The organism is Micromonospora psammae (genome assembly GCF_036902725.1).
In the GTDB taxonomy this organism is placed as follows: Bacteria; Actinomycetota; Actinomycetes; order Mycobacteriales; family Micromonosporaceae; genus Micromonospora.
The window spans coordinates 29,494-49,735 of record NZ_JBAKHM010000010.1; the positions used below are offsets into that span (position 1 = coordinate 29,494).

The window sequence follows — 20,242 nt, forward strand, 5'->3', positions numbered from 1 at the left end:
CCAGCCGCAGGGAATTTTCGACCCCGATGGTTGTTTCAAATTACAACTATCGGAGCGGCACACCCCGGGCGTTGCGGAAGCCACAAGGGGATTGGAGAGTTTGTTGAAATTTGAAATAGTGGTACTGTCAGCACCATGACAGAGGGCCTGGACAGCGAGCGGATGGCCTGCTGGCGCGCGTACATCGAGGCGAGCCAGCGGTTCTTCACCAGGCTGGAGGACGACCTGCGTGCGGAGAGCGAGCTGAGCCTCGCCGACTACCACGTGCTGGTCCTGCTCTCCGAAGCGCCCGGGCAACGACTGCGGATGGGGGAGCTGGCCGAGCGACTGGTCTTCTCACCCAGCCGACTGACCTACCAGATCTCCGCGATGCAGAAGCGGGGCCTGGTCGCCAAGGAGTCCTGTCCGCAGGACCGTCGGGGCAGCGAGGCGGTGCTCACCGCCGCCGGGCTGCTCGCCCTGCGCGAGGCCGCGCCGCACCACCTGGCCTCGGCGCGCCAGCACCTGATGGACGACCTCGACGACGCCGAGGTCGCCTGCCTCACCCGGGTCTTCGAGCGGCTCGGCCGGCGCCTGCGCGCCGGCCGCGACGTTGCGTCCACCCCCAGCGACTAAGGAGTTCGCAATGCCCGCCATCACCGTCGACGACGTCCTCGTCCTGCCGCGCCTGCCCCGGCTCGACGAGACCACCACCCGCTACCGCTCGGTCCGCCGCGTGATCACCGCGCCGCGGGGCTTCGAGGGCGAGGGTTTCCCGGTGCGCCGGGCCTTCGCCGGGGTGCCCATGACCGAGCTGGACCCGTTCATCCACCTGGACCAGATGGGCGAGGTCGACTACGCGCCGGGTGAGCCCAAGGGCACCTCGTGGCACCCGCACCGCGGCTTCGAGACCGTGACCTACATGATCGACGGGATCATGGACCACCAGGACTCGCACGGCGGTGGCGGCACCATCACCAACGGCGACACGCAGTGGATGACGGCCGGTCGTGGCCTGTTGCACATCGAGGCGCCGCCGGAGAAGCTGGTGCGCAGCGGTGGGCTCTTCCACGGCCTGCAGCTCTGGGTCAACCTGCCCGCCGCGCACAAGATGATGACGCCGCGCTACCAGGACATCCGCGGCCGGCAGGCGGCGCTGCTCACCACGCCCGACGGCGGCGCGCTGATCCGGGTGATCGCCGGCGAGGTCGCCGGGCACCAGGGGCCGGGGTCGACCCACACCCCGATCACCATCGCGCACGTCACGCTCCAGCCCGGCGCCGAGCTGAGCCTGCCCTGGCGGTCGGACTTCAACGCGCTGGTCTACGTGCTGGGCGGGCGGGGCACGGTCGGCACCGACCGCCGGCCGTTCGGCAGCGGGCAGCTGGCCGTGCACGGGCAGGGCGACGCGTTGCGGGTCACCGCCGACGCCCGCCAGGACGCCAACACCCCGGCGATGGACCTCTACATCATGGGCGGCCAGCCGATCCGGGAGCCGGTGGCGCACTACGGGCCGTTCGTGATGAACACCCGCGCCGAGCTGGTGCAGGCGTTCGAGGACTACCAGGCCGGCAAGCTCGGCGTCATCCCGGCCAAGCGGTTGCCGCACACCGCGGGTCAGGGCAAGCGCCCGACCGGGGGGCAGGGCAAGCGCCCGCAGAACCGCGGTCGGGGCAAGCGGCGCTGACGTCGGATCGACCTGACCGGGCGCCCCGCTGAGCGGGGCGCCCGGTCGACGTTCAGGAGACGGCGAAGATCCCGGCCACGCCGAGGATGACCATGAGCAACACCGCCAGGACCGCGCCCCGTTCGCTCTCCACCGCCTGCGGGCGGTACTCGGACACGGGGTTGGTGGTCTCGGCGGGCATGGTGGTGCCTCCTCGGTGTTCGCTGCGTCTGGGGTGCGGTGGCCCCCCACCGGGGCATGTCCGGCTCACCCGACATGCGGGCCCTGAGCTGGGGGCCTACCGTGAGGACGTTGTCGATCGACCTCGGGGGGCTGGAACGTGGCAGTGCAGGACTGGTTCCTGACCGCTGAGGAACGTGCCAACCCGGTCTCGGAATTACCCGTCTGGGCGACCGGAAACCTCGCCGAGCCACTAATTCACGGCGCCGCGTACTTCGACCGACTGGTCACCGAGGTGGAGGCGCTGAGGGCTGGCGACCACCTCTTCTTCACCGACTGGCGGGGCGACCCGGACGAGCGGATGCGCCCGGACGGCCCCACCGTGGCCCAGCTCTTCGCCCGGGCCGCGCAGCGCGGGGTGGTCGTCAAGGGTCTGCTCTGGCGCTCCCACCTCGACGCGCTCTCCTACAGCGAGGCGGAGAACCGCGACCTCAGCGAGGCGGTCTGCGCCGCCGGCGGCGAGGTGCTGCTCGACCAGCGGGTTCGCCGCGGCGGGTCGCACCACCAGAAGCTGGTGGTGCTGCGGCACCCGGACGCGCCGGACCGGGACGTCGCCTTCGCCGGCGGGATCGACCTGTGCCACAGCCGCCGGGACGACGCCGGGCACGCCGGCGACCCGCAGGCGGTGGCCATGTCACCGCGGTACGGCCCGCGTCCGCCCTGGCACGACGTGCAGCTCGCGCTGCGCGGGCCGGTGGTCGGCGCGCTGGACACCACGTTCCGCGAGCGGTGGACCGACCCGATGCCGCTGGACTCGGAGAACCCGATGGCCTACCTGCGGGACCGGCTGCGCGGCTCCGACCTGCGCCCCGACCCGTTGCCGGAGCAGCCGGCCGACCCGCCGCCGTGCGGTCCGCACGCGGTCCAGGTGCTGCGCACCTATCCGGCGGTCCGTCCCCGGTACTCCTTCGCCCCGGACGGCGAGCGCACCGTGGCCCGGGGGTACACCAAGGCGGTCCGCCGGGCCCGCCGGCTGATCTACCTGGAGGACCAGTACCTCTGGTCGACCGAGGTGGCCGAGCTCTTCGCCCAGGCGCTGCGGGACAACCCCGACCTGCACCTGGTGGCGGTGGTCCCCCGCTACCCGGACGTCGACGGCCGGCTGGCCCTGCCGCCGAACATGGTGGGCCGGGAGCAGGCGCTCTCGCTCTGCCAGCGGGCGGCGGCCGACCGGGTGCACGTCTTCGACGTGGAGAACCAGCGGTCGGAACCGGTCTACGTGCACGCGAAGGTCTGCGTGGTCGACGACGTCTGGGCGAGCGTGGGCAGCGACAACTTCAACCGCCGGTCCTGGACGCACGACAGCGAGCTCTCCTGCGCGGTGCTCGACGAGACCCGGGACGAGCGTGCCCCGGCGGACCCGGCCGGGCAGGGTGACGGGGCCCGGGCCTTCGCCCGCGAGCTGCGGCTGCGCCTGTGGCGTGAGCACCTCGACCGCGACCCGGACGGCGGCGAGGACGCCGACCTGCTCGACCCGGCCAGCGCGGTGCGGACGATCGTCTCGGCGGCCGACGCGCTGCAGCGGTGGCACGACTCGGGCCGCCGGGGCCCTCGGCCGCCGGGGCGGTTGCGCCCGCACCGCGCGGAGCGCCTGCGCTGGCACACCCGGCTCTGGGCGGTGCCGGCGTACCGGCTGGTCTACGACCCGGACGGCAGGCCGCTGCGGGACCGGCGCGCCGGCACCTGGTGAGTCTGCGGGCCCGGCTCCGGGCCGCCCGGGTACCGGCTCAGCCCGCCCGGGTACGCGAACGACGTGCGCGGCGCGTAGAAGCCCCACGCGATCATCAGCGGGTTCTCCGGCCGGAGCGCGTAGGTCGGGTGCCCCGGCTCCAGGAACTCCAGCGACTCGATCTCGAACGGGGTGACCGGCTCGGCGACGAACGGGTAGACGGCGCTGAAGAGCTGGCCGTCGCGCAGGGTGAAGTACCGGTTGTGCCCCGTGCGCACGGTGCGCCCGGTGTCACCGATCCGGACCCGGGCGCGGATCAGCGGGACGCCGTCCGCCTCGGTCTCGGCGACCAGGAGGTCGCCGTGGACGTCGATGGTGGTCCGGCCGAGCACCGCGGGGGCACCCCGGGCGGTCGCGTACGCCCGTACCCGGGGACTCGAGGTGACGTAGTGGGTCCACCATCCCCCCGGTGTGACACCGTCCGGGGCGTCCGCGCCGGTGAGCGCCACTCCCAGGTACGTCAGCGAGTAGGCGCCGAACCCGGAGCTCTGGGTGTCGTCGTCCACCACGTACTGGTTCATGAAGACCTGACGGTCCGGGCGGGCCCGCAGCCCGGCGGGGACCAGGGCGGCGACCGCGTCGGGGTCCGCCGGCAGCCAGCTGAAGTGCAGGGTGCGGCTGTCGACGACGATGTGCGGGTCCGCGGGGTCGAGCACGACGCCTCCGGGTCAGGGGGATGTACACGCGACGCTACGGCCAGTCCCGTCGGCGGGACAACGACGGAAAGCCGACAGTGCCGACCTCCTGTCGGGTTTCTCGTTGACCGCTCAGGAGCACCCTCGGGCCGCCCGGCCGCGCAGCGGTGGCCGCCCGGGGATCGAAACCAGCCGATCGGACCGGTAACAGTGATCACAAAACGCCGGAGGATACGGACACAAAGTCCGTTTCACACCATTAAGTCAGGTAAGTACATCGTCCTTTCGGCTAGATTTCCTCGGACCGATCAGGCTAAGGTGACTCTCGAACGGCCTATCTGAAGCTAAACCAAAGCGTCACCACTTTTTTGCCCGCGGACGAGGTGCAGGGAGGACCACCAATGACCGCGTCAACGATCAGTGAGCAGGCGGCCACAACGCCGTCCACCACCGAGAAGCTGGACCCGCGCGCGCTCACCGACAGCGCAGCCGACCTGCTCAACGCGATGGCCGCGCTGCCCGCCAACCACCCCTCCCGCGCCGCCATGCGGGACCGGGCGATCGAGGCCTGGCTCCCCCTGGCCAACCACCTCGCCCACCGCTACAGCGGCCGCGGCGAGCCGACCGACGACCTGGCCCAGACCGCCGCCGTCGGCCTGATCAAGGCGATCGACAAGTTCGACCCGTCGCGCGGCGTCGACTTCGCCGGCTACGCCATCCCCACCATCATCGGCGAGCTCAAGCGGCACTTCCGCGACCGCACCTGGGACATCCGGGTGCCGCGTCGCCTCCAGGAGCTGCGGCTGGCCATCTCCGACGCCAACAGCTCGCTGCTGCAGACCCTCGGCCGCTCGCCGACGGTCGCCGACATCGCCGCCCACCTCAAGCTCACCGAGGAGGAGGTGCTGGAGGGCCTGGAGGGCGCCCGCGCGTACAACGCGGTGTCACTGTCCACCCCGACCGGCGACGGCGACCGGGCGACCGAGCTGGGCGACATGCTCGGCGGCGAGGACAACGAGTTCGAGCTCGCCGAGCTGCGGGTCGCCCTCGGCCCGGCGCTGGCCACGCTGGACGAGCGCGAGCAGAAGATCCTCACCCTGCGCTTCTACGGCAACCTGACCCAGTCGCAGATCGCCGAGCAGATCGGCGTGTCCCAGATGCACGTCTCGCGGCTGCTGGCCCGGGCGCTGACCAAGCTGCGGGGTCAACTGGACGGCACGTACTGAGGGACGACGACGGTGGTCGGGGTCGGCGGGCCCGGCCACCGCGCGTCCCCGGGGCCCGGTCGGCGGTTCGCCGGCCGGGCCTCCTCGTGCCCGCCGCCGACCCGGCGCCGGGCGGCGGGTGGTCGGTCAGCGACGCGGACGGGGCCCCGGCGAGTTCGCCGGGGCCCCGTCCGTACGGCTCAGGCCTCGGGGTTGCGCCACATCGGCCAGAAGGGGGTGCCGTCGGGCAGCCGGAACGGCTCCCGCACCTGGTAGCCGTGCCGGGCGTAGAGGTCGCGGCTGACCTCGCTGCTCGCCTCCAGGTACCCCGGCACACCGTTGGCGTCCAGCCAGGCGTGGTGGTGCCGCAGCAGCGCGGTGCCGATGCCCTGGCCCTGGCGGGCCGGGGCGATCGCCAGGAACGCCAGGTGGTGGTGCTCGGCGTGCGGGTGGTTCGCCTCGAACAGCTCGTCGAGGTGCTGGAACCGGGGGGTCCACTCGCCGCAGGCCGCCGCGAGCCGGGCGTCGTACTCCGGCGGCGCCGGGGCCGGCTCGCCGACCTGCGGGAACCAGACCGCCACCCCGGACCGGTCCGCGGTGCCGTGGACCAGGCCGTGGCGCATGGCGTGATCCACCAGGATCTCGAAGTTGTCGGCCAGCACGGCCTCCCGCTTCGCCTCGTCGGGCACGAGCCACGAGGTCGCCGGCAGCACCAGGAACGCCTCGGCGATCCGCTCGGCGACGAGCCGCGTCTCCGCCGGGCCGAGGCGCTCGACCGGTTCCGGGCTCATCGCCCGGCCTCCGCCCGGCTCGTCGGCGTGGTGAGGACGCTGGCCGCGCTCTCGGCACCCAGCCCGATCCGGGCGTACACGTCCGGTCGGGTGGACCGCAGCACCAGGCCCCAGGCGACGCCGAGCAGCGCGGCGACCGGATAGACCGCCGGGACGATCCAGCGCAGCGGCGAGTCCGGGGCGACCCCGAGCAGGGTGGCGAAGTTCGCCACCGCCAGCGAGATGACGGCGAACAGGGCGACCGTGGCGAGACCGGGGGCGATCGCACGCCGCCACAGGGTCTCCTGCACGGCGTGGCGGGCGAAGTAGCGGATCACCGCCACGCTGGTCGCCGCGATCAGCAGCAACACGCCGAAGCCGCCACCCGCCCCGGCGTAGTAGAAGAGCTGGAGCACCGGATCCCAGCCGGCCACCGCGTAGAGCACGATCACCACCAGCCCGAGGGCGCTCTGCGCCAGCGACGCCATCCGCGGCGAGCCGGTCCGCGGCGAGGTCTGCCCGAACGCCGCCGGCAGCACCCGCTCCCGACCGAGCGCGAAGGCGTAGCGGGCGGTGGTGTTGTGGAACGAGATCATCGCGGCCAGGACCGAGGTCATGAAGAGCGCCTGGCCGATGGTGACGGCCGTGTCGCCGAGGTGCGCGCCGGCCAGGTTGAAGATCAGCTCGATGCTCTGCTCCCCGGCCTGCTCCGAGATCCTGTCCGGCCCGGTGGCGACCGTCATCGTCCAGGAGGAGAGCGCGTACAGGCCGGCGATGATCGCCACCGACAGGTAGGTGGCCATCGGGACGGTCCGCCTCGGGTCCTTGCTCTCCTCGCTGAACACCACCGAGGACTCGAACCCGACGAACCCGGTCATGGCGAGCACCAGCACCGCCCCGGCGCCGGGCACCAGCAGGTTGGACGGGGCGAGCGCGGCGAAGCTGACCGTGCCACCGGCCGGGTTGCCGAGCTGACCGAGGTCGTAGACGAGGATCAGCACGACCTCGGCCACCAGCAGCACGGCCAGCACCATGCCGTTGACGTCCACCCGGAGCAGGCCGAGGAGGGCGACCAGAGCCCAGGCGACCAGGGCCACGACCGCCCAGTGCGCGTCGACCCCGAAGATCCGGTCGAGCACCGGGGCCGCCGCCGCGCCGATCGCCCCGTAGAGACCGACCTGGAGGGCGTTGTACGCGATCAGCGCCACCCAGGCCGCGCCCACGCCGGCCGGGCGGCCCAGCCCGCGGGAGATGTACGCGTAGAACGCTCCCGCGTTGGCGACCCGCCGGGCCATCGCGACGTAGCCGACCGAGAAGAGCGCGAGTACCGCCGCGACCGTCAGGAAGGCCAGCGGGATGCCGGTCACGCCGGTGACCGCGTACCCGGTGGTGACCACGCCGGCCACCACCGTCAGCGGCGCGGCGGCGGAGAGGACGAAGAAGATGACCGAGGGGACGCCGAGCCGGCCACGGGCCAGGGCGTCGGAGACGTTGCTGGGTCGTTCCAGCGTCGAGGTCGGGGGCATGGGGGTGCTCCGGTTCGTCAGGGAGGGGGTTGGCGGGGCGGGATCAGGGGGCGCCGCGCAGCACGGCGGCGCCGACGGCCGCCTCGGTGTGCGCGACGAGTTCCTTCAGGGGGGCGGGCAGCGCCTGGAGCAGCAGGCCGAGGCGGTGGTGGGCGCGGGGGCCGGCGCTCCAGAGCACCTCGCGGGTCAGGCCGGCGGCGGCGACCAGCCCGAGCAGGGTGGCGTCCGGCACCGACGGCGGTTCGGCCCGTTCCAGCAGGGCGGCCAGCCGGGTGGCCGGCCAGGCGACGGCGTTGAGGTCGATCGGCACGTAGTTGACGCTCGACCGCAGCAACGACCGCTTCTCCTGCCGGCGCAGCACCCCGGCCCGGGCCAACCGCTCCCCCACCGACGTGGTCGCGGACTGGGCCAGGAAGGCCAGCCAGGTGCGCAGCTCCCGGTGCTGCGACTCACCGATCAGCTGGTCCAGCACGGTGTGCGACAGCGCGTCGGCCGGTGGCCGCCGGTCCACGACGGTCACTTGGCCGGAGGCGACGGTGATCTGACCGAACAGGATCAACTCCCCGAGGAGGCCGCCGGCGAGACCGAGCCCGGTCGCGGTCGGGTGGAGCTTCGCCTTGCCCCGGCTGTCGTTGTGGGCGATGAGGAAGAACTCGTCGGCGATGAGCAAACGAGCCTCCAACGCGGGTTGTCCACAAGTGATCGACGCCGGGTGACAGGATGCATGGGCCGTCCCACCAATGCAACTCCCAGATTTGGTAGTTGCACTCTGTGCTCGGGCGACCTGCGGATCTTGTCGTGACAGACTCGGAGGGTGACCGCCAGCCCCACCGTTCGCCGCCGTCGTATCGCCCGGGAACTGCGCCACCTGCGCGAGCGCGCCGGCATGACGCTCGACGTGGCGGCCCGCCAGCTCGACATGTCCAAGAGCAACCTGTCCCGGATCGAGAACGCCCAGATCGGCGTCAAGCCCCGGGACGTACGGGCCGCGCTGGCGCTCTACGCGGTCACCGGCGCCGACGCCGAGGCGCTGATCGAGATCGCCCGCAGCGCCCAGCAGCGCGGCTGGTGGCAGAACTACAGCGACGTGCTGCCCGAATGGTTCGAGTTCTACGTCGGGCTGGAGGCGGAGGCGGCGACGCTGCGCACGTACGAGGCGGAGGCGGTGCCCGGGCTGCTCCAGACCGAGGCGTACGCCCGGGAGATCTACCGGCGTACCGCCGGGGAGGAGGGCCTCGAACGCAAGGTCGCCGCGCGGCTGCGCCGCCAGGAGGTGCTGCACCGGGAGTCCCCGGTGCAGCTGTCGGTGGTCCTCAACGAGGCGGTGCTGCGGCGACCGGTGGGTGGCCGCGCCGTGATGGCCGGCCAGCTCGCCCACATGGCCCGGGCCGCGCAATCACCCAACGTGACAATCCATGTGCTCCCGTTCAGCGCTGGTGCCCACCCGGCGATGAGCACCCCGTACGTCATCCTCAACTTCGCCGACGCGGCCGACGCGGCCGTGGTCTACCTGGACAATCTCACGATGGGACTGGCTCTGGAGGAGGCCGCGCACGTGCGCGGGTATAGCCTGGTGCACGAGGAGCTGTGCCGGATGGCACTGGATCCGGCGGACTCCGTGGCCCGCCTGGAGGCGGCTGCTCGTGACTTAGCGTGACCGCCTCGCGGCACGCCACAGGGGACGTGAGGTACCGGATGACCGCGCTCGACCTGTCCGGGGCGGACTGGCGCACCAGCACCCGCAGCAGCGGCAACGGCAACTGCGTCGAGGTAGCCGTCGGCGCGGGTCGGGTCGCCGTCCGGGACAGCAAGGACCGCGGCGGGCCGGTGCTGCTCTTCCCGGGCGCGACCTGGGCCGCCTTCGTCGCCGGTGTCGACGCGGTACGTCCCGGCTGACCGCCGGGTGCCAGAGTGGGAGCCGTGCTCTCCGACGTCTCCCTCGACCTGCCGGTCCGCCCGGCGCTACCGGCGGTGCTGGCGGCGCTGACCGCGAGCGGCAGCGCCGTCCTGGTGGCCCCGCCGGGCACCGGCAAGACCACCCTCGCGCCCCTGGCGGTGGCCGACGCGGTCGACGGCCGGGTGGTGATCGCCCAGCCTCGGCGGGTCGCCGCCCGCGCCGCGGCCCGCCGGATGGCCACGCTCCTCGGCGAGCAGGTCGGCGGGCGCGTCGGGTACGCCGTGCGCGGCGAACGGCGCAGCGGTCCGCGGACCCGGGTCGAGGTGGTCACCACCGGCCTGCTGCTGCGCCGCCTGCACCACGACCCGGAGCTGCCCGGCGTCGGTGCGGTGCTGCTCGACGAGTGCCACGAACGACAGCTCGACGCCGACCTGGCGCTCGCCTTCGCGGTGGAGGCCCGGGCCACGCTCCGCCCGGACCTGTGGCTGCTGGCGATGTCCGCGACCCCGGAGGCGGACCGGTTCGCCGCGCTGCTGGCCGGCGACGGGGAGCCGGCGCCGATCGTCCGGGCCAAGGCCGCGCTGCACCCGGTCACCCGGATCTGGGCGCCGCCGCCCCGGCCGGTGGCGCCGCCGGGCGCCGGCCGGGTCGACCCCGCCCTGCTCGACCACGTCGCGGCCACCGTGCGGCGGGCGTTGCGCGAGCGCGAGGGCGACCTGTTGGTCTTCCTGCCCGGCGCGGGCGAGATCGGCGCGGTGGCGCGGCGGCTGGCCGACCTCGACCGGGAGGTCGCCCTCCTGCCGCTGCACGGACGCCTGCCCGGGGCCGCGCAGGACGCCGCGCTGCGCCCCGCAGACCGGCGCCGGGTGGTGCTCGCCACCGCGGTCGCGGAGAGCAGCCTGACCGTGCCCGGGGTGCGGGTGGTGGTGGACGCCGGGCTGAGCCGGGTCGCCCGCACCGACCTGTCCCGGGGACTGGGGGCGCTGGTCACCGTCCCGGTGTCCCGCGCCGCGGCGACCCAGCGGGCCGGCCGGGCCGGCCGGGAGGCTCCCGGGTACGTCTACCGGTGCTGGTCGGAGGCCACCCACGAGCGGCTCGCCGCGCAGCCGCAGCCGGAGATCGCCACCGCCGACCTGACCGGGTTCGCGCTGGACCTGGCGGCCTGGGGCAGCCCGGACGGCGCCGGCCTGGCGCTGCCCGACCCGCCGCCGCCCGCCGCGCTGGCCGTCGCCCGGGAGACCCTGGCCACCCTCGGCGCGGTGGACGTCGACGGCCGGATCACCGCCCGGGGGCGGGCGATCGCGGCAGCCGGCGCGCATCCCCGGCTGGCCCGGGCGCTGCTCGACGGCGCCGAGCGGGTCGGCGCGGAGCGGGCCGCCGAGGTGGTCGCGCTGCTCGCCGAGGAGGGCCTGACCGGACGGGACCACGACCTCACCGCGGCGTGGCGACGGCTGCGCGGCAACGTCGACCCGGGCGCCACCGCACGCTGGCGCACCGAGGTACGCCGGCTGCGCGCCGCCCTGCCCGCGGACACCGGTGCCGGCGACCACCTCCCCGACGATCTGGCCGCCGGGCTGCTGGCCGGCCTGGCCTACCCGGAGCGGCTGGCCCGGGTGCGCCGGGCCGGCGGGACGTCGTACCTGATGGCGGGCGGGACCGCGGCGGAGCTGGCGCCCGGGTCGGCGCTGGCGGGCGTCGACTGGCTGGCGGTCGCCGTGGCGGACCGCTCCCCCGGCGCGCCGACGGCGCGGATCCGGCTCGCCGCCGCCCTGGACGAGGCGACCGCGCGGGAGGCCGGCGGGCCGCTGCTGCGCACCGAGCGTGAGGTGCGCTGGGCCGACGGGGACGTGGTGGCCCGGGAGGCGGTCCGGCTCGGCGCGATCGACCTGGTGGTCCGGCCGCTGGCCCGGCCGGCGCCGGAGCTGCTGGCGGGGGCGCTGCGCGAGGGCCTGCGCCAGGAGGGGTTGGCGCTGCTGGGCTGGTCGCCGGCGGCCCGGTCGCTGCGGGACCGGATGGCCTTCTGCCGGCACGCCCTGGGCGAGAGCTGGCCGGACGTCACGGACGAGGCGCTGCTCGCCGCCGCGCCGGACTGGCTCGGCCCGGAGCTGGGCGGCGCCCGCCGCCGCGCCGACCTGGCCCGGATCGACGTCGCCACCGCCCTGCGCCGGCTGCTGCCCTGGCCGCTGGCGGCCCGGCTGGACGAGCTGGCCCCGGAGCGGATCGAGGTGCCCAGCGGTTCGAAGATCCGCCTGGACTACGCCGACCCGGCGGCGCCGGTGCTGGCGGTGAAGCTCCAGGAGACCTTCGGGTGGCGGGACGCGCCCCGGATCGCCGACGGCCGGGTGCCGGTGCTGCTGCACCTGCTCTCCCCGGCCGGTCGCCCGGTGGCGGTCACCGCCGACCTGGCGTCCTTCTGGCGCACCGGGTACGCGCAGGTACGCGGGGAGCTGCGCGGTCGCTACCCGCGTCATCCCTGGCCGGAGGACCCGACCACGGCGGTGCCCACCCGGCGGGCCGCTCCCCGGCGGCGCTGACTACTCGTCGACGACGTCGGCGATGAGCACGGTGATGTTGTCCGGGCCGCCCGCCCGCAGCGCCAGGTCGATCAGGCGCCGGGCGCACAGCTCCCGGTCGGGGGTCTCGCCGAGCACCTCGGCGAGGGTGTCCGGCCGGACGACGTTGGAGAGGCCGTCGCTGCAGAGCAGCCAGCGGTCGCCGGCCCAGGGCACCATCGTCGCGTACGACGGGGAGACCTCGTCGCCCTGGAGGGCCTGGGTCACCACGGCCCGGCGGGGGTGGCTGGCCGCCTCCTCCGGGCGGATCACGCCCTGGTCGACGAGCATCTGCACGAAAGTGTCGTCCCGGGTGACCTGCTTGAGGGTGCCCTCCCGGAACAGGTAGGCCCGGGAGTCGCCGACGTGGGCCAGGGCGAGGCAGCTACCGGTCCGGGCGAAGAGCAGGGCGGTCAGGGTGGTGCCCATGCCCTGCCGTTCCGGGTCCTCGTCGACCGCCTGACGGATCCGCGCGGTGGCCAGCTCGATGCCGCTCTGGAGCGCGGCCACCAGGGCGTCCTCGGGGGTCTCGACGTCCAGGGGAGCGACCGCGTCGATGGCGATCCGGCTGGCCAGGTCGCCCGCCGCCATCCCGCCCATGCCGTCGGCGACGGCGACGAGCCAGGCACCGGCGTGCAGGGCGTCCTGGTTTCCGCTGCGGATCAGCCCACGGTCGCTCGTCCCGACGGAACGAAGCTTCAGGGTCATGGGTGGCAGCCTGCCAGGCGAAGGGCGCTGTTGTCTTCATGAGATCAGCACCACGGCGCGTCGCGCGGCGAATCTCACTGTCGGTAGGGCACCGGAAGCAGATTTCCCGGGTGGCGGGTCATCGGGGTGGATCGATTGACAGCGGCGTGTCGCGCTGGAAGCATCGACTCATATTGGGAGCGCTCCCAGCGCGGTCCCACTCCCCCACCGCCCCCGTCCGGAAGGAATCCCCCGTGATCCTGAACCGACGCCGCCGACCCCAGCTGGCGCTGCTGGCGGCGACCACCCTGGTCCTCACCGGCGCCGGCGCCGGCGTGGCCCACGCCGAGGTACCGCCGGACGCCCCCGAACAGCTCCGCAACGGCGACTTCAGCGAGGGCGTCTCCCCCTGGTTCTCCTACGGCACGGGCGCACTGGACGCCGCTGACGGCCGGCTCTGCACCACCGTCCCGGGCGGCCTGGCCAATCCCTGGGACGCCGGCATCGGCCAGGACGGAGTCCGGCTCACCGCGGGCGCGGAGTACCGGCTCGGCTTCGACGTCTCCGCCACGCCGGGCACCGCCGTCAAGGCCGTCCTCCAGCTCGGCAGCGCCCCCTACACCACGTACGCCAGCGTCGACGCCACCGCCGGGCCGCAGACCCAACGGGTCGAGCGGACCTTCACCGTGCCGGACGACAACCCCAACGCCCAGCTGGTCTTCCAGGTCGGCGGGGCCCCCGCCGAGCAGCGCCTCTGCCTGGACGACGTCTCCCTGCGCGGCGGCGAGCCCGCCCCGCCGTACGTGCCGGACACCGGCCCGCGGGTGCGGGTCAACCAGGTCGGCTACCTGCCCGGCGGGCCGAAGAACGCCACCGTGGTGACCGAGGCGACCGAACCGCTGACCTGGCAGCTCAGATCGGCCGGCGGCGCGGTGGTGGCCAGCGGCCGAAGCACGCCGCGCGGGGTGGACGCCGCCTCCGGGCAGCGGGTGCAGACCATCGACTTCTCCTCCCACCGCATCCCCGGCACCGGGTACACGCTGGCCGCCGACGGCGAGACCAGCCACCCGTTCGACATCTCCGGCACCCTCTACGACCGGCTGCGCGCCGACTCGCTCCAGTTCTTCTACGCCCAGCGCAGCGGCATCGCCATCGACGGGGACCTGATCGGCGCGGAGTACGCGCGCCCGGCCGGCCACCTCGGCGTGGCACCCAACCAGGGCGACACCGAGGTGCCCTGCGTCCCCGGGACCTGCGACTACTCCCTCGACGTGCGCGGCGGCTGGTACGACGCCGGCGACCACGGCAAGTACGTGGTCAACGGCGGCATCGCCGCGTACCAGCTGTTGAGCACCTTCGAGCGGACGAAGACCGCGGAGAGCGCCGACGGCGGCGCGGCCCTCGGCGACGCCACACTGCGGCTGCCCGAGCGGGGCAACCGGGTGCCCGACGTGCTCGACGAGGCCCGGTGGGAGATCGAGTTCCTGCTCCGCATGCAGGTCCCCGCCGGCAGACCGCTCGCCGGGATGGTCCACCACAAGATCCACGACCGGGCCTGGACCGGCCTGCCGCTCGCCCCGCAGGACGACCCCCAGCCGCGCGAGCTGCACCCGCCCTCGACCGCGGCCACCCTCAACCTGGCCGCCGTCGCCGCCCAGTGCGCCCGCCTCTTCGCCCCCTACGACGCGGCGTTCGCGGCCCGCTGCGGCAGCGCCGCGAAGACCGCCTACGCGGCCGCCCGGGCCCACCCCGCGGTGTACGCCCCGGCCGGCGGCGCCGGCGGCGGCCCGTACGACGACACCGACGTCACCGACGAGTTCTACTGGGCGGCGGTCGAGCTGTACCTGACCTTCGGCGAGCAGCGCCACCGGGACGACCTGACCGCCTCGCCGCACCACACCGGCGACGTCTTCGCCCCCGGCGGCGCCTTCGGCTGGCAGGCCGTGGCCGCCCTCGGCCGGCTCGACCTGGCCACCGTGCCGAACGGGCTGCCCGCCGCCGACCGGGCCCGGGTCCGCGCCTCGGTGACCGCCGCCGCGGACGCGTACCTGGCGGCGCTGCGCGCCCAGGCCTACGGGCTGCCCTTCCCCGCCGACGCCGCCAGCTACGTCTGGGGCAGCAACAGCAACGTGGTCAACAACGCGATCGTGCTGGCCACCGCGTTCGACCTGACCCGGGACGCGAGGTACCGGGACGGGGCGGTGCAGGCGGTGGACTACCTGTTCGGCCGCAACGCGCTGAACATGTCGTACGTGACCGGCTGGGGCGAGCGGCACGCCCGCAACCAGCACAGCCGGATCTTCGCCCACCAGCTCGACCCGGCGTCGCCGAACCCGCCGGCCGGATCGCTGGCCGGCGGCCCGAACGCCGCCCTCCAGGACCCGTACGCCGCGCAGCTGCTCAAGGGCTGCCGGCCGATGTTCTGCTACGTCGACGACATCAACTCGTACGCGACCAACGAGGTGGCGATCAACTGGAACTCGGCACTGGCCTGGGTGGCCTCGTTCCTCGCCGACCAGGGTGCGGCCGGCGCGGTGCCGGCGCGCGGCTGCGCCGCCACGTACGACGTCCACGGCAGCTGGCCGGACGGCTTCAACACCCAGGTCACCGTCCGCAACACCGGCAGCCCGGCGGTGAACGGCTGGGCCGTGCGGTTCGCCTTCACCGGCGACCAGCGGGTCACCCGGTCGTGGTCGGCGCGGCTGGACCAGTCCGGCGCCACGGTGACCGCCCGCAACCTGTCGTACAACGCGACGATCGCGCCGGGCGGGAGCGTGACCTTCGGCCTGATCGGGACGGCCGGCGCGCTCGCCAACCCGTCGCCCGACCTGATCACCCTCAACGGCGCCCCCTGCACCGTCTCCTGACCGACGCTCGCGCCCCGGGCCACCGCCCGGGGCGTCCGGGCGCGGGCGTCGGCGCAAGATCCGCACAACTTCCGGGAAGTTGTGGTCTCCGCGCGCCGTGAGGCCACTACTTCCCGGAAGTTGTCGCCTGAGCCGGCGGCAGCTGCCGCACCGACGGTCACCGCCGAGGCATACCGCCGTGCGGGCTGGCGAGGATCACCGCCACCGATCCCTCGGCCAGGTACCAGTGGTCCGGGTGGTGCTCGACGTGCAGGTGACCACCGTCGTCATGGTCGGCCATGTCGCGCACGATCTCCGCCAGCCTCGCGAGTTTCACCGGCGCCGGCGGCGACGACCGGGGCGAGCAGCTCGTACTCCGGGCGGGGGGCGGAGAGGTGGACCTCCCCGAACCCCGGGTAGTGAAGGATCTCCATCTGCCCCCCATGGCTCTGCGTCGGGATCACGATCGCACGGACGACGGCCGTACGGCCGGCCCGTCGGCGCCGGGCCGGACCGGGCGGCGCATGGCGACCCGGTCGGCGGGGGCCGGAGCCGGACACCGGGTGGGGCGCCCGCGCCTTGTTGCGGGAGGGACGGACGCCCCGGTGTGCGGGTGAGGCTCAGGCGGGCAGGCCACCCACCTGGGTGTCGATCCAGGAGCGGATCGAGGGCAGGTCACCGTAGATGGAGGGGCCGGTGGCGCAGGTGGAGTTGTTGTTGCCGGCCCGGCTGGTCGCGCCGATGAGGTGCCACACCCCGTTGATCTGGCGCACCTGGGGGCCGCCCGAGTCGCCGTAGCAGGCGCCCGAGTTGCCGTTGGTGTTGTTGGTGCAGATCTCGTACGTCGCGTTGATGCCGGAGCACCGGGTGTCCGAGACGATCGAGGTGTCGAGTTCGTGCGCGACCGCGGGCGCCGCGCCGCAGCCCCGCCGCGGGCAGGTCTGCCCCCAGCCGATGATCCGGGTCGCCGTGCCCACGGCGCCCGAGGTGGTCGGGATCGGGGCGGGGGCGTGACCGACCGAGCTCGCCAGTTGCAGCAGCTTGACGTCGATGGTGGGGTGGCTGACCGCCCTGGTCACCCGGACCACGGTCCCACCACTGGTGCGGTCGGTGCTGCCCACCCGCACCGAGGTCGGTGTGGAGCAGTGCCGGGCGGTGACCGCCCAGTTCGCCTTGATCAGGGTGCCGGTGCAGCCGGAGACGTAGACCATCCACGGGTAGTTCTCGGTGGCCGGTCGGCCGCCGACCACCATCGGGCCGACGTCGTCGCCGGACCAGGTGTAGCTGGCCCCGGTGGCGGGCGCGGCGAGGCTACCGCCGAAGAGCGAGTTGACCCGGGACGCCTCGGCCGCGCTCGGGTAGGCGTTGCGGCAGGAGACCGGCGCGCTGCTGCCGGACATCAGGTCCGAGCAGAGCCCGGTGCGCCGGTCCGGCAGGCCGAGGATGTGGCCCAGTTCGTGGCTGGCGATCCGGGTCCGGTCGTACCCCTGGTTGACGGCCTGCCGTCCCATCCAGATCCGGCCGGAGCCCAGCCCGGTCGGCTGCGCCCGGGGCCAGCCGTCGTCGACGTAGATGGTGACGTTGCCGGGGGTGCGGGGCGCCAGCCGGACGTTGCTGACCGAGTTGTTCCAGATGGTGGCCGCCTGGTCGAAGTTGGTGCGGAACTCCCCGGCCCGGCTGGCGTCGTAGTAGACGGTCCGTGCGGCGGCCGAGGCGGCCGTGCCCGAACCGGCCACCACGCCCGCCGCGGCCAGCACCAGCACGACCAGGATTCCGGCCGTACGCGAGAGCTGTTGTCGTAGGGTCATCCACCCTCCCTCATAGAAGTTCATAGATATTAAACATATCGACGTTCGTCGGTTGAATACCGAATTCGTCATACGGCGGACCGATCGAGGTGACCCGGCTCGCACCGGACGGGACCACCGACGCCGCGCCACCGGGCCAGGGTCCCCGGGTGGATCGGGGCTGGCCGTCCTCTTCGGCGCCGTCGGGCTGCTCGTGCCCCCGCCGGCCCGCCGGGCCGCCGCCACCGCGGACCTCTCGACCGCACCAGCCGGCGGCGGACACCCCTCGCATCGACCCACGCCGCTGTAGCAGCATGTCGACCATGACCGGTCCGCAGACCCTCACCGTCCGGCCCGGCGGTCCGGCCGACGCCGCCACCGTGCTCCGGCTCCTCGACACCGCCACCGCCTGGCTGGTCGCCCAGGGCCGCACCGGGCAGTGGGGCACCGAGCCGGCCTCGACCGATCCGCGGCGGATCGCCCAGGCCGACCGCTGGGCGGCCAGCGGCGGACTCCACCTGGCCCTGCTCGGCGACGTCGCGGTGGGCGCGCTGGTGGTCGGCGCGGCGACCGAGCACGTCCCCGCGCCCACCGAGCCGGAGCTGTACGTCAACCTGCTGGTCACCGACCGGGCGCACGCCGGTTGGGGGATCGGGGCGCGGCTGCTGGAGCACGCGGCTCGGCTGGCCCGCGACCGCGGCCTGGGCCTGCTACGGGTGGACTGCTACGCCGGCGCGGACCGGGCGCTGGTCCGCTTCTACGAGAGCTGCGGCTTCACCGCCACCGACCCGTTCACGGTGTCGCGCCCCGGCCGTGAACCGTGGCCCGGCCAGGTGCTCGCCCGCCGGCTGCCCTGAGCCCGGCGGTTCGACCGATCTCCCCGGCTCAGCCGATCTCCTCGTCGACGAAGCACCAGCGCCACGTCTCCCCCGGCTCGATGGAGCGCATCACCGGATGCCCGGTCGACTCGAAGTGCTTCGTCGCGTGCTGGTGCGGCGAGGAGTCGCAGCAGCCGACGTGCCCGCAGGTCAGGCAGGCGCGCAGGTGCACCCAGTCGTCGTTGCCGATGGCGACGCAGTCCGGGCACTCCCGCGTGGCCCGCGGCTCGGCGTCGCCCGCCTCACTCAGGTGCTGGCAACTCACTCGTCTGCCTCCCGTCGCAACAACGACTCCTCCAGGTCCAGGTCACGATAGGCCCGCACCAGCACCTCTTCGGGAATCCGGCCGGCGTCCCGCGCCACCCGGAACACCTCCCGCTCGGCGTCGATCATCTCCTGCCGCAGCCGACCGTACGCCTGGGAGGGAGTCTCCCGCGCGGCGCCGCCCAACCGTTCCCAGGCGAGGTTGGTGCGGTTCTCCAGCACCTGGCGGGCCCGCTCGGCGACCGTGGCGGGGACGCTGTCGGCCAGCGCGTCGAGCCGCTCCCGCGCCGCCCTGCTGGCCTGCTGCTGCACTGCCGCGGCGGTGAGGGCGTCCTGCACCGGGTCGTCGGCCGGCAGCTTCAGCCGGCGAGCCACCGCCGGCAGGGTGGCGCCCTGCACCACGAGGGTCGCCACGATCACCGCGAACGCCAGCCAGATGAAGAGGGCCCGCGGGTAGGGCCGGTCCCCGGCGAGGGTCAGCGGCAGGGCCAGCGCGGCGGCGAGGGTGACCACCCCGCGCATCCCGGCCCAGCCGATGACGAGCGGGACCTGCACCGGCGGGGCGGGGTCCCGGCGCCGGACCCGGGGCACCAGCCGGGCCAGGTAGGTGGCGGGGAAGAGCCAGACGAAGCGGGTCAGGAAGACCGCCAGCAGCACCGCCGCGGTGATCCCGACCAGCCGGCCGATCGGCTCGTCCAGGTCGCGCAGCACCTCGGGCAGCTGGAGGCCGACCAGCAGGAAGACCAGCCCCTCCAGCAGGAACCGGGCCAGCCGCCAGAACGCGCCGATCTGGAGCCGGGAGGCGGCCGACATCAGCAGCGGCATCCGGTGCCCGATGCCCAGGCCGGTCACCACCACCGCGACCACCCCGGAGGCGTGGATCTCCTCGGCGGCGAAGACCACCGCGAACGGCACGATCAGCGACAGCGCGTTGTCCAGCAGCGGATCTCTGGTCCGCTGGTGCAGGAAACCGAAGACGAGCACGCCGAGCAGCCCGACCAGCACCCCACCGCCGGTGGCGACGACCACCTCCTGGGCGACGTACCCGAAGCCGACGGTGCCGCCGGCCGCGCCCGCCGCGGCGATCGCCACCCGCAGCAGCACCAGCGCCGTCGCGTCGTTGACCAGGCTCTCCCCCTCCAGGATGGTCACGATCCGGCGGGGCAGCCCGACCTTGCGGGCCACCGCGGTGGCGGCGACCGCGTCGGGCGGCGCCACCACCGCGCCGAGCGCCAGGCAGATCGCGTACGGCACGTCGGGCATCAGCAGGTGCACGACGGTGCCCACCACGAAGGCGGTGAAGAGCACCAGCCCCACCGCGAGCAGCAGGATCGGCCGGAGGTTGAGCCGGAACGCCGGCACCGAGGTCTCCAGGGCCGCCACGTAGAGCAGCGGGGGCAGGATGCCCACCAGCACCAGGTTCGGGTCCAGCCGCACGTCGGGGAAGAAGGGCAGGTAGGACAGCCCGAGGCCGAGCACCACCAGCAGGATCGGCGCGAGCAGGCCGAGACGCCGGGCCAGCGCCGCGCCGAAGGTGGCGATGGCGAGGAAGACCACCACCTCGAACAGGGTCTCCATGGG

Annotated in this window: 19 protein-coding genes; 9 read left to right on the top strand and 10 right to left on the bottom strand. The window is 74.0% G+C overall.

Features of this window, described 5'->3' with window-relative positions; all coding sequences use genetic code 11:
* Positions 1-135 precede the first annotated feature (135 nt).
* Entirely contained in the window at positions 136-615 is a 480-nt protein-coding gene (locus tag V6U79_RS14410) for a MarR family winged helix-turn-helix transcriptional regulator (protein WP_334528244.1), read from the top strand.
* A gap of 10 nt (positions 616-625) precedes the next feature.
* Positions 626-1,666 carry a pirin family protein gene (locus tag V6U79_RS14415; RefSeq protein WP_334528247.1) on the top strand — a complete coding sequence of 347 codons (1,041 nt, stop codon included), beginning with the start codon at positions 626-628 and terminating at the stop codon, positions 1,664-1,666.
* Between the two features lie 52 nt (positions 1,667-1,718).
* Here the strand turns inward: V6U79_RS14415 and V6U79_RS14420 are convergent, their stop codons facing one another.
* Positions 1,719-1,847 (bottom strand): hypothetical protein, encoded by a 129-nt coding sequence (locus V6U79_RS14420; RefSeq protein WP_334528250.1) that lies wholly within the window; start codon positions 1,845-1,847, stop codon positions 1,719-1,721.
* 138 nt (positions 1,848-1,985) lie between these two features.
* On the opposite strand from V6U79_RS14420, the gene V6U79_RS14425 reads away from it, so the two are divergent.
* Positions 1,986-3,575, top strand: coding sequence for a phospholipase D family protein (locus tag V6U79_RS14425; protein WP_334614918.1), 1,590 nt, complete (start codon positions 1,986-1,988; stop codon positions 3,573-3,575).
* Here the strand turns inward: V6U79_RS14425 and V6U79_RS14430 are convergent.
* Positions 3,524-4,270, bottom strand: coding sequence for a hypothetical protein (locus V6U79_RS14430; protein ID WP_334528256.1), 747 nt, complete (start codon positions 4,268-4,270; stop codon positions 3,524-3,526). The two genes, V6U79_RS14425 and V6U79_RS14430, sit on opposite strands and share 52 nt — an antisense overlap.
* Before the next feature lie 380 nt (positions 4,271-4,650).
* On the opposite strand from V6U79_RS14430, the gene V6U79_RS14435 reads away from it, so the two are divergent.
* Complete coding sequence (locus tag V6U79_RS14435) at positions 4,651-5,475, top strand: SigB/SigF/SigG family RNA polymerase sigma factor (RefSeq protein WP_334614919.1); 825 nt, start codon at positions 4,651-4,653, stop codon at positions 5,473-5,475.
* Positions 5,476-5,654: 179 nt separating this feature from the next.
* Here V6U79_RS14435 and V6U79_RS14440 read toward each other — a convergent pair whose 3' ends face one another.
* From V6U79_RS14440 to V6U79_RS14450, 3 genes are read right to left on the bottom strand one after another with little or no spacing between them, the layout of a single operon-like run.
* Complete coding sequence (locus V6U79_RS14440; RefSeq protein ID WP_334614920.1) at positions 5,655-6,245, bottom strand: GNAT family N-acetyltransferase; 591 nt, start codon at positions 6,243-6,245, stop codon at positions 5,655-5,657.
* Complete coding sequence (locus tag V6U79_RS14445; RefSeq protein ID WP_334528264.1) at positions 6,242-7,750, bottom strand: APC family permease; 1,509 nt, start codon at positions 7,748-7,750, stop codon at positions 6,242-6,244. The genes V6U79_RS14440 and V6U79_RS14445 overlap by 4 nt, the downstream gene beginning before the upstream one ends.
* A gap of 43 nt (positions 7,751-7,793) precedes the next feature.
* Positions 7,794-8,420 carry a GOLPH3/VPS74 family protein gene (locus V6U79_RS14450; protein WP_334528401.1) on the bottom strand — a complete coding sequence of 209 codons (627 nt, stop codon included), beginning with the start codon at positions 8,418-8,420 and terminating at the stop codon, positions 7,794-7,796.
* A gap of 144 nt (positions 8,421-8,564) precedes the next feature.
* Between V6U79_RS14450 and V6U79_RS14455 the strand changes: the two genes are divergently transcribed.
* Genes V6U79_RS14455 through hrpB form a run of 3 tightly spaced genes read left to right on the top strand, consistent with a single transcriptional unit; the run spans position 8,565 to position 12,181 of the window.
* Positions 8,565-9,407, top strand: coding sequence for a helix-turn-helix domain-containing protein (locus V6U79_RS14455; RefSeq protein WP_334528267.1), 843 nt, complete (start codon positions 8,565-8,567; stop codon positions 9,405-9,407).
* A 38-nt stretch (positions 9,408-9,445) separates the two neighbouring features.
* Positions 9,446-9,646 (top strand): DUF397 domain-containing protein, encoded by a 201-nt coding sequence (locus tag V6U79_RS14460; protein ID WP_334614921.1) that lies wholly within the window; start codon positions 9,446-9,448, stop codon positions 9,644-9,646.
* A gap of 24 nt (positions 9,647-9,670) precedes the next feature.
* A complete protein-coding gene (gene hrpB, locus V6U79_RS14465; RefSeq protein WP_334614922.1) occupies positions 9,671-12,181 on the top strand; it encodes an ATP-dependent helicase HrpB in 2,511 nt (836 codons plus the stop codon).
* Here the strand turns inward: hrpB and V6U79_RS14470 are convergent, their stop codons facing one another.
* Positions 12,182-12,907: a PP2C family protein-serine/threonine phosphatase gene (locus V6U79_RS14470; RefSeq protein WP_334614923.1), complete on the bottom strand. Its 726-nt coding sequence runs from the start codon at positions 12,905-12,907 to the stop codon at positions 12,182-12,184.
* Between the two features lie 233 nt (positions 12,908-13,140).
* Here V6U79_RS14470 and V6U79_RS14475 point away from each other — a divergent pair, with 233 nt between their 5' ends.
* The gene (locus V6U79_RS14475) at positions 13,141-15,753 is read left to right on the top strand and encodes a glycoside hydrolase family 9 protein (protein WP_442933776.1); all 2,613 of its coding nucleotides are present in this window, start codon (positions 13,141-13,143) and stop codon (positions 15,751-15,753) included.
* A gap of 157 nt (positions 15,754-15,910) precedes the next feature.
* Here V6U79_RS14475 and V6U79_RS29800 read toward each other — a convergent pair whose 3' ends face one another.
* Positions 15,911-16,177, bottom strand: coding sequence for an Imm32 family immunity protein (locus tag V6U79_RS29800; RefSeq protein WP_442933777.1), 267 nt, complete (start codon positions 16,175-16,177; stop codon positions 15,911-15,913).
* A gap of 175 nt (positions 16,178-16,352) precedes the next feature.
* On the bottom strand, positions 16,353-17,612 hold the full coding sequence (locus V6U79_RS14485) for a snapalysin family zinc-dependent metalloprotease (protein ID WP_442933778.1): 1,260 nt from the start codon (positions 17,610-17,612) through the stop codon (positions 16,353-16,355).
* Between the two features lie 230 nt (positions 17,613-17,842).
* On the opposite strand from V6U79_RS14485, the gene V6U79_RS14490 reads away from it, so the two are divergent.
* Entirely contained in the window at positions 17,843-18,376 is a 534-nt protein-coding gene (locus tag V6U79_RS14490; protein ID WP_334528288.1) for a GNAT family N-acetyltransferase, read from the top strand.
* A 28-nt stretch (positions 18,377-18,404) separates the two neighbouring features.
* Here the strand turns inward: V6U79_RS14490 and V6U79_RS14495 are convergent, their stop codons facing one another.
* The gene (locus V6U79_RS14495; protein ID WP_334528291.1) at positions 18,405-18,662 is read right to left on the bottom strand and encodes a UBP-type zinc finger domain-containing protein; all 258 of its coding nucleotides are present in this window, start codon (positions 18,660-18,662) and stop codon (positions 18,405-18,407) included.
* The gene (locus V6U79_RS14500) at positions 18,659-20,239 is read right to left on the bottom strand and encodes a Na+/H+ antiporter (RefSeq protein ID WP_334614926.1); all 1,581 of its coding nucleotides are present in this window, start codon (positions 20,237-20,239) and stop codon (positions 18,659-18,661) included. The genes V6U79_RS14495 and V6U79_RS14500 overlap by 4 nt, the downstream gene beginning before the upstream one ends.
* Positions 20,240-20,242: the final 3 nt, after the last annotated feature.

Excerpts from the sequence above, each read along its gene's own strand:
- V6U79_RS14410 (WP_334528244.1), top strand. The coding sequence starts at position 136 with ATGACAGAGGGCCTGGACAGCGAGCGGATGGCCTGCTGGCGCGCGTAC.
- V6U79_RS14415 (WP_334528247.1), top strand. The coding sequence starts at position 626 with ATGCCCGCCATCACCGTCGACGACGTCCTCGTCCTGCCGCGCCTGCCC.
- V6U79_RS14420 (WP_334528250.1), bottom strand. The coding sequence starts at position 1,847 with ATGCCCGCCGAGACCACCAACCCCGTGTCCGAGTACCGCCCGCAGGCG.
- V6U79_RS14435 (WP_334614919.1), top strand. The coding sequence starts at position 4,651 with ATGACCGCGTCAACGATCAGTGAGCAGGCGGCCACAACGCCGTCCACC.
- V6U79_RS14440 (WP_334614920.1), bottom strand. The coding sequence starts at position 6,245 with ATGAGCCCGGAACCGGTCGAGCGCCTCGGCCCGGCGGAGACGCGGCTC.
- V6U79_RS14445 (WP_334528264.1), bottom strand. The coding sequence starts at position 7,750 with ATGCCCCCGACCTCGACGCTGGAACGACCCAGCAACGTCTCCGACGCC.
- V6U79_RS14460 (WP_334614921.1), top strand. The coding sequence starts at position 9,446 with ATGACCGCGCTCGACCTGTCCGGGGCGGACTGGCGCACCAGCACCCGC.
- V6U79_RS14470 (WP_334614923.1), bottom strand. The coding sequence starts at position 12,907 with ATGACCCTGAAGCTTCGTTCCGTCGGGACGAGCGACCGTGGGCTGATC.
- V6U79_RS29800 (WP_442933777.1), bottom strand. The coding sequence starts at position 16,177 with ATGGGGGGCAGATGGAGATCCTTCACTACCCGGGGTTCGGGGAGGTCC.
- V6U79_RS14485 (WP_442933778.1), bottom strand. The coding sequence starts at position 17,612 with ATGACGAATTCGGTATTCAACCGACGAACGTCGATATGTTTAATATCT.
- V6U79_RS14490 (WP_334528288.1), top strand. The coding sequence starts at position 17,843 with ATGACCGGTCCGCAGACCCTCACCGTCCGGCCCGGCGGTCCGGCCGAC.
- V6U79_RS14500 (WP_334614926.1), bottom strand. The coding sequence starts at position 20,239 with ATGGAGACCCTGTTCGAGGTGGTGGTCTTCCTCGCCATCGCCACCTTC.